The 7,683-nt window shown below is 69.3% G+C and carries 9 protein-coding genes; 5 read left to right on the top strand and 4 right to left on the bottom strand.

Going from position 1 to position 7,683, the window contains the following annotated elements:
* Together Aple_RS25700 and Aple_RS25695 are read right to left on the bottom strand one after the other, a co-directional pair.
* The coding region (locus tag Aple_RS25700; RefSeq protein ID WP_155347256.1) for an FAD-dependent oxidoreductase at window positions 1–277 on the bottom strand (277 nt) is incomplete at its 3' end.
* 54 nt (window positions 278–331) lie between these two features.
* Entirely contained in the window at window positions 332–1,162 is an 831-nt protein-coding gene (locus Aple_RS25695; protein WP_155347255.1) for a beta-keto acid cleavage family enzyme, read from the bottom strand.
* Between the two features lie 275 nt (window positions 1,163–1,437).
* On the opposite strand from Aple_RS25695, the gene kdd reads away from it, so the two are divergent.
* From kdd to kal, 4 genes are read left to right on the top strand one after another with little or no spacing between them, the layout of a single operon-like run.
* Window positions 1,438–2,433, top strand: coding sequence for an L-erythro-3,5-diaminohexanoate dehydrogenase (gene kdd, locus Aple_RS25690; protein ID WP_155347254.1), 996 nt, complete (start codon window positions 1,438–1,440; stop codon window positions 2,431–2,433).
* On the top strand, window positions 2,430–3,959 hold the full coding sequence (kamD, locus tag Aple_RS25685; protein ID WP_155347253.1) for a lysine 5,6-aminomutase subunit alpha: 1,530 nt from the start codon (window positions 2,430–2,432) through the stop codon (window positions 3,957–3,959). The genes kdd and kamD overlap by 4 nt, the downstream gene beginning before the upstream one ends.
* Window positions 3,956–4,738, top strand: coding sequence for a lysine 5,6-aminomutase subunit beta (gene kamE / locus Aple_RS25680; protein ID WP_246264768.1), 783 nt, complete (start codon window positions 3,956–3,958; stop codon window positions 4,736–4,738). Before kamD ends, kamE begins: the two co-directional genes overlap by 4 nt.
* Entirely contained in the window at window positions 4,735–5,109 is a 375-nt protein-coding gene (gene kal / locus Aple_RS25675; RefSeq protein WP_155347252.1) for a 3-aminobutyryl-CoA ammonia lyase, read from the top strand. The genes kamE and kal overlap by 4 nt, the downstream gene beginning before the upstream one ends.
* On the opposite strand, the gene Aple_RS25670 is transcribed toward kal, so the two are convergent.
* Complete coding sequence (locus Aple_RS25670) at window positions 5,096–5,749, bottom strand: SHOCT domain-containing protein (RefSeq protein ID WP_155347251.1); 654 nt, start codon at window positions 5,747–5,749, stop codon at window positions 5,096–5,098. The genes kal and Aple_RS25670 overlap by 14 nt on opposite strands.
* A 170-nt stretch (window positions 5,750–5,919) precedes the next feature.
* On the opposite strand from Aple_RS25670, the gene Aple_RS25665 reads away from it, so the two are divergent.
* Window positions 5,920–6,855, top strand: coding sequence for an acyl-ACP desaturase (locus tag Aple_RS25665; protein ID WP_155347250.1), 936 nt, complete (start codon window positions 5,920–5,922; stop codon window positions 6,853–6,855).
* 253 nt (window positions 6,856–7,108) lie between these two features.
* On the opposite strand, the gene Aple_RS25660 is transcribed toward Aple_RS25665, so the two are convergent.
* Window positions 7,109–7,429: a GroES family chaperonin gene (locus Aple_RS25660; protein WP_155347249.1), complete on the bottom strand. Its 321-nt coding sequence runs from the start codon at window positions 7,427–7,429 to the stop codon at window positions 7,109–7,111.
* Window positions 7,430–7,683: the final 254 nt, after the last annotated feature.

Genomic DNA, 7,683 nt, shown 5'->3' with positions numbered 1-7,683 from the left:
GGCCGGGCGCGAACCCGCGCAGGGTGTGGACCCGCCCGCCCACCCGATGCTGCGCCTCCAGCACGGTCACCTCGTGCCCCCGCCCGATCAGCTCGTACGCGGCCACCAGCCCGGCCATCCCGGCCCCGATCACCAGCACCCGCTTCGGCTCGGACACACCGGCCAGCCCGTTCGACGCCATGGCGACCAGTTCGGCGGGGACCCGCACTCCCGGGTCGGGTTGGGCAGCGCCCGCCGCGACCAGATCGGCGGAGGCGGGAGCGGGGAGATCCCTCATGTGCGCAAGAGTCCTTCCATTGGAGGAGTCCGGTCACACACGATGGTTGGCCGATTACGCAGCGGAGTCAATACCCAGAAAGGCGCGAGCGGCGGCGGTGGTCATCGGGGGGCGCTGGGCGAGGGTGGCGGCTGAGGCGGCCCGGGTGACGAGTTCGGCGTTGTCGCGGACGGGTCTGCCCTTGGCGAAGGTGAGGGTGTCCTCCATGCCGACGCGGAGATGGCCGCCCGCGGACAGGGCCGCCAGCAGGACCGGGACCGAGGTCCGGCCGATGCCGGTCGCGGACCAGGTGGCGCCGTCGGGGAGGGACTGGACGGCGGTGGCGATCGTGCGGAGGTCGCCGTCGAAGCCGCCGGGCACGCCCATGACCAGGTCGCAATGGATCCGGCCGCCGTGAGGCGGGCCGTAGGTCGCGAGCAGCCGGTGAAGGGTGGAGATGTGGCCTAGGTCGAAGAGTTCGAATTCGGGGGCGATGCCCTTTTCCTGGGTGGCCTGGTAGAGGTCGGTGATAAAGCCCCACGGGTTCATGAAGACGTCGTCGCCGAAGTTGACCTTGCCGCAGGTCAGGGAGCAGGCGTCGGGCGACGCTTCGAGGACGTTCAGACGGTCCTCGAAAGGGTCGGTGACCGCGCCGCCGGTGGAGAGCTGCACGATCAGCGAGGTGCGGGCGCGCAGCGCGGCGACCGTGTCCTTGAGGCGGGGGAGGTCCAGGGTCGGGCGGGCCTTGTCGTCGCGGATGTGCACGTGGATGACAGCCGCGCCCGCCGCCTGGCAGGCGATCGCGGTGGCCACCAGCTCGTCCAGGGTTACTGGGAGGGCGGGAGTTCTGGATTTGTCCGCCTCCGCTCCGGTGGGAGCGACGGTGATGAGGGTCGCGGCAGTCATGTGCCAGATATTGCCTGCTAGCGATGGGGTGGGACAAGATGTTTCCCTGAGTCAAGACTCAGGAATCGGCTTATCCATGTCGGTCTCGTGCGTGGTCGAAGTGAGGACGGTGAGTGATGCGAGAGCCCGGCGTTTCCCCGGTGGCTGTTCTCCGCGAAGATGGCGGATGGACCGCGTCACCACTGGACTCGCGTCAAGGGCGCGCGGGGGGCTTGAGCTCGACCGGCTCACCAGCGGACGCGCATGGAGCGAGCGCGCGCCCGCCTGGCTCACCGGTGGGCCTGCATCGGGTGGTGGCTCCCTCCGGGGTGCTGCCGCAGGGGGCAGAGCGGCTGGACGCCTCGCCCGAGCTGTGGCCGGGGGAGGTGCGGATCCGGGTCGAACGGCTCAACCTGGACGCGGCTTCCTTCCGGCAGCTGTCGGACGAGCACGGCGACGCGGTGCGCGCGGAGGTTCTCGCGATCATCGAGGCGCGGGGCAAGATGCACAACCCGGTCACCGGGTCCGGCGGCATGCTGGTCGGCGTCGTGGACGAGGTCACGCCGGAATCGCCGCTCGGGCTGAAGCCCGGCGATCGGGTGGCCACGCTGGTGTCGCTGACCCTCACCCCGCTGCGCATCACCGACGGGCTCGCCCGCTGGGACGGGCGCTCCGAGCAGGTGCCCGCCGAAGGCCACGCGATCCTGTTCGCCCGCTCGATCGCGGCCGTGCTGCCGGACGACCTGCCGGTCCCGCTGGCCCTGTCCGTCATGGACGTCTGCGGCGCGCCCGCCCTCACCCAGCGGGTGGTCACCCCGGGTTCGGTGGTGGCGGTGATCGGCGCGGCCGGGAAGAGCGGATCGTTGTCGCTGGCCGCCGCCCGCCGGGCCGGGGCCGCGAGGCTGATCGGCGTCGTGCCGCACGCCAGGGATGCCGGAACGCTGACCGCCGCCGGGCTCGCCGACGAGGTCGTCATCGCCGACGCCCGCGATCCGGTCGCGCTCGCCGCGGCCGTCTCCCAGGCGGGAGGCCCGGCGGACGTGACCGTGGTCTGCGTGGACGTGCCCGGCTGCGAGCACGGCTCGATCCTGGCCACCCGGGACGGCGGCACCGTGATCTTCTTCTCGATGGCGACCTCGTTCAGCGCCGCGGCGCTCGGCGCCGAAGGGCTCGCCGCCGACGTGACCATGCTGGTCGGCAACGGGTACGCCCCCGGCCACGCCGACCTGGCCCTGGACCTGCTGCGATCCGAGCCCGGAGTGCGCGGGCTGTTCGAGGGGAGACTCGCGTGAGCAAGCTGGGCCTGGATCCCGAGGTCGTCGCGAAGGCCAGGCGGCTGGCGGCGCGGGCGGCCGAGCCCGTCATCGAGCTGGCGCGCACGCACACGACCGTGTCGGTGGAGCGCGCCGTGCTCCGGCTGGCCGGGGTGAGCGGGGCCGACGCGGACGGCACACCCTGGGTGAACCGGATCGTGGACGCCGTGCGGGCGCAGGTCGGGCTGGAGCACGGGATCGCGTTGCCGGTGTTCCACGCGTTGCGGGACCACCAGGATCCGCGGCGGCTGGTGAGCGCGCGGTTCGAGGTGCCGGAAGGGGCGCATGCCGTACAGGCCGGGAAGAGGGCGCGGGAGGCGGTGGCGCGCGGGATCGCGAGGATCGACGCGAACCGGGCGGATCGGGATTGGCTGCTGGGCAAACACGGGGATCCGGAGCCGCCGTGGGTCTATCTGATCGTGGCCACCGGGGACATCTACGAGGACATCCCGCAGGCGCGGGCCGCCGCCCGGGAGGGGGCGGACGTGATCGCGGTGATCCGCTCGACCGGGCAGTCGCTGCTGGACTTCGTGCCCGAGGGCGCGACGCGGCAGGGGTACGCCGGGACGTACGCCACGCAGGAGAACTTCCGGCTGATGCGGGCCGCGCTCGACGAGGTGTCGGGGGAGCTGGGGCGGTATGTCCGGCTGACCAACTACGCCAGCGGGCTGTGCATGCCGGAGATCGCCACGCTGGCCGGTCTCGAACGCCTCGACATGATGCTCAACGACTGCATGTACGGCATCATCTTCCGCGACATCAACCCCAAACGCACCTTCATCGACCAGCGCTTCTCCCGGCAGATCCACGCGCGCGCCGGAATCGTCATCAACACCGGCGAGGACAACTACCTGACCACGGCCGACGCGGTCGACGCCGCGCACACGGTGATCGCCTCCCAGCTGCTCAACGAACGATTCGGCCACGAGGCGGGCCTGACCGACAGCCAGCTCGGCCTCGGCCACGCTTTCGAGATAAATCCGGATTTACCGGATTCGTTCAGGCTGGAGCTGGCGCACGCGCAGCTGGTCCGCGAGCTGTTTCCCGACGCGCCGCTCAAGTACATGCCGCCCACCAAGCACATGACGGGCAACATCTTCGCCGGGTACCTGCTGGACGCGTTCTTCAACCTGGCCGGCGTGCTGACCGGCCAGTCGATCATCCTGATCGGCATGATGACCGAGGGCATCCACACGCCCTGGCTCTCCGACCGCGACCTGGCCCTGGAGAACGTGCGCTACGTTCGGCGGGCCGCGGGCGCGCTGGCCGAGGACTTCCACCCCGCGCCCGGCGGCTTCATCGTCGAACGCGCCCGGCGGGTGCTTTCCGAGACCGTGGACCTGCTCGGCCGGGTCGCCGACGACGGCCTGCTCACCGCCATCGCCGACGGCACCTTCGGCGTCACCCGCCGCCCCGCCGACCGCGGCAAGGGCCTGGACGGCGTGATCGAACAGGCCCCCGGCTACTACAACCCGGCCACCGAAATCCTTGAGGAGCGCCCGTGACCATCTCGGTCGACACGATCAAACAGATCATCCGCCCGTACGGCGACACGACCGGCGACGCCATGGTCCAGGTCTCCTTCACCCTCCCCGTCCCCCAGGGCCCCCGCGCCGACGCCGCCGCCCTGCAACTGGCGGGAAAAATGGGCCTGGACCCCGCCAGCGTCGTCCACACCAAGCCGATGGGCCCGGACTTCACCTTCTTCATCGTGTACGGCAAAGCCACCCACCTCATCGACTACGCCGGCATCACCGTGCCCGAAGGGCGCGAATACCCACTGCTCACCCCGAACCAGGTCAACCTGGCCATCAAGACCGTGCTCGCCCGCAAACTGGTCGTCGTCGGCGCATGCATCGGGACGGATGCGCACACGGTGGGCATCGACGCCATCCTCAACGTGAAAGGCTTCGCGGGGGAGAAGGGCCTGGAGTACTACCGGGAGATCGAGGTGCACAACCTGGGCGCCCAGGTCGAGGTGGACGAGCTCGTCGTCCGGGCCATGGGCGCCAACGCGGACGCGGTGCTGGTCTCCCAGGTGGTGACGCAGAAGAGCGCGCACGTGCACAACACCAAGCAGATGGCGGCGGCCTTCGCCGAGGCGTACCCGACGTCGGTGACCGGCGGGCTCGGGCGGCCGCTGCTGGTGGCGGGCGGGCCGAGGTTCGACACGGTGACACCGTCCGACCTGGGGGTGGACCGGATCTTCGGGAAGGGGACCACGCCCGGCCAGGTGGCCAGCTATCTGGTGGCCGCTCTGATCCCCACGTGGAGCCCGGCATGAGGGTGACACATCGGCGGTATGTGCCGCATTCGCATGCGCACTACGGCGGGTCGCTGGTCGACGGCGCGTACGTGCTCGGGCTGTTCGGGGATGTCGCCACCGAGGTCTGCATCCGGATGGACGGGGACGAAGGGCTGTTCGCCTCTTATTCGGACGTGCGGTTTCTGGAAGCCGTACGTGCCGGGGACGTGCTCGAGGTGAGCGCCGAGGTGACCAGGGTCGGCAACCGGAGCAGGACCCTGGCGTTCGAGGCGCTGGTGGTCTGCCGGGCCAGGCCGGACAGGTCCGCGTCGGCCGCGGAGGTGCTGGAGCCGCCGATCGTGGCGACCACCGCGGTCGGGGTGGTCGTCGTCCCGGTCAGTTCTGGTTGAGGGCTTCGGCTTTCAGGCGCTCGAACTCCTCCTCGGAGATGGCGCCGGAGGCGCGCAGCGAGTCGAGCTGGGTGAGCCGCTGGATGCGGGCGTCCACCGCGGTGGGCGTGTATCGCAGGCTCGGCGCGATCGCGGCCAGGTCGTCGAGGAGGACGGGGTCGGCGGGATCGGCCGGGTCGTACGCGACGGTGAGCGTGGTGCCCGCGGGGACCGGGTTCATGGTGCGATGCCGGAACTCCAGGCCCGGGACGTCCGGCACCTGGAGCGTGAGCCGATACAGCGGGCGCCCGTTGACGCGCGTGCCCGTCGCCATGGCCTGGGTCACGACCGCTCGGGCCGGGATGCCATGCTGCCGGAGATGGTCCTCCCGCCGGCCGCGCTTGATCCAGCGGACGGCCAGCCACAGGGCCACGCCCAGCATGATGAGGCCGATGGTCAGGAACACGATCCCCACGATCATGTTCGTGGTCTCCCCCTCCACGCAGGTGGAGACCCGGCCACGGCTGTCCTGGCAGGTGAAGCTGTTGTCCGGGTCGTCGAACGCCAGCCAGCGATAGGCGAAGTATCCGCCCAGCGGGAGGCTCCACAGAACCTGGATGAGGATGGCGAAAACGATCCAGAAACGTGCTTTCCTCGGCATGCGCGAAGACTAATACGTGCGATTACGGAGGGATAGCGCCATATGCTCGTCACCGAGCGTGATGTGTCGAGGTCCCACAAGAACGGCTGCGGATCTCTGTGAATTCGCTCCGGGTGTGGCGCGCTAAGTTACGGTACCGTAGGTTGTGAATTCGCAGGTTAGGGGTAGAAATGTCGCGTGAGCTGACTCAGACTGAGCTCCTGGTGGAGCTGGAACACGTGGTAGAGGAGAACCTGAACCGGCATCTCGCGGTGGCCAAGGAATGGTTCCCGCACGAATACGTTCCGTATAGCGAAGGCCGGACGTTCGACGGCGTGCTGGGCGGGGAGGCGTGGCGTCCGGACGACTCCACCATCCCGGAGCCGGCCCGCGTCTCGCTCGTGGTGAACCTGCTGACCGAGGACAACCTGCCCAGCTACCACCACGAGATCGCCACCACCTTCGGGCGGGACGGCGCGTGGGGCACCTGGGTGCACCGCTGGACGGCCGAGGAGGGCCGCCACGCGATCGTCATCCGCGACTACCTGGTGGCCAGCCGCGCCGTCGATCCGACCGCGCTCGAGCGGGCCCGGATGACGCACATGGAAACCGGCTTCGCCACCGAGTACGGCACGATGCTCCAGCAGCTGGCCTACGTCTCCTTCCAGGAGCTGGCCACCCGGATCGCCCACCGCAACACCGGCAAGGTCTCCGGCGACCCCGTCTGCGAGCGCATCCTCGCCCGCGTCGCCGCCGACGAGAACCTGCACATGCTCTTCTACCGCAACCTGCTGGGCGCGGCCTTCGAACTGTCCCCGTCCCAGACCATGCGCGCCGTCACCGACGTGGTCACCTCCTTCCAGATGCCCGGCGCCGGCATGCAGGGCTTCGCCCGCAAGTCCGTCACCATCGCGATGGCCGGAATCTACGACCTCCGCCTCCACTGCGACGAGGTCCTCGCCCCCGTCCTGCGCCAGTGGAAGGTCAACGACATCACCGGCCTCGACGCCGAGGGAGAGAAGGCCCGCGAGGAACTCAACACCTTCATGGACCAACTCGACGTCATGGCCACCAAGTTCGAGGAACGCCGCGCGGCTCGCCACGCCCGCGAAGCCGAGCGACTCTGACGAAGGTTGCTCGCCGCTATCCGGCGCCGTCCACCTCCGCACCCCATCTCGCCGCACCGGCGCTAAGAGCTTATGGCGGGAGGGGTGAAGGCCCAGGCCTCGCGGCTTGGGCTCAAGGCATCGGTGCCAGCAGGTCGGGCGGGGTCGATCTTGGGCCATGAAAGCTTGGCCGCCCCCGCTAGGGCGTTTTGGCGCCGGTGCGGCGAGGGTTGGCGCGGTCGTGAACGGCGCCGGATAACGGCGAGGAGCCTGGTTAGAGGTAGAGGCCGGTGCCGTGGTCGGTTTGGGGAGTGGCCACGGCGTGGAGGTCGCGTTCGCGCATGACCAGGTAGATCTGGCCGTGGACCTCTACCTCTGGCTGGTCTTCTGGGCTGAACAGGACCTTGTCGCCGACCTTGACGGAGCGGGCGTTGGCGCCGACGCCGGTGACCTCGCCCCAGAGGAGGCGGTTTTCCATCTTGACGGTGGCCGGGATGACGATGCCCGCGGTGCTGCGTCGTTCCTCGGTGTCCTGCTCGACCTTGACCATGACTCGGTCGTGCAGCATCTGGATCTCGAACTTCGGGTCGGCCACATTTGGCAGTTTACTGGGCCTCCGACGGCAAGTAGCCACGTGTCGCAAGTCCGTTAAATCCGGGCGGTGCCCGCGTGCGCGGACCGTTCCACATGCCCGAGCCTCAGCCATATATCCGGATTTTTCGCGTTGAAATAATTGGCACTCCCACTGCCTCCCGCGACCCGGCGTCCCAGCGCGAATAGCAGGGATATATGGCCATAATGTCGAACTCGATTCGACGTTCTGTCATTTTGTCACCGTGTCAACGGCGG

The organism is Acrocarpospora pleiomorpha (assembly GCF_009687885.1).
Classification (GTDB): Bacteria; Actinomycetota; Actinomycetes; order Streptosporangiales; family Streptosporangiaceae; genus Acrocarpospora; species Acrocarpospora pleiomorpha.
This window is presented reverse-complemented; position numbering and strand designations above follow the sequence as displayed.

What these genes read in the sequence shown, in the direction of transcription:
- Aple_RS25695 (WP_155347255.1), bottom strand. Translation starts at nt 1,162, where the DNA reads ATGACTGCCGCGACCCTCATCACCGTCGCTCCCACCGGAGCGGAGGCG.
- kal (WP_155347252.1), top strand. Translation starts at nt 4,735, where the DNA reads ATGAGGGTGACACATCGGCGGTATGTGCCGCATTCGCATGCGCACTAC.
- Aple_RS25670 (WP_155347251.1), bottom strand. Translation starts at nt 5,749, where the DNA reads ATGCCGAGGAAAGCACGTTTCTGGATCGTTTTCGCCATCCTCATCCAG.
- Aple_RS25665 (WP_155347250.1), top strand. Translation starts at nt 5,920, where the DNA reads ATGTCGCGTGAGCTGACTCAGACTGAGCTCCTGGTGGAGCTGGAACAC.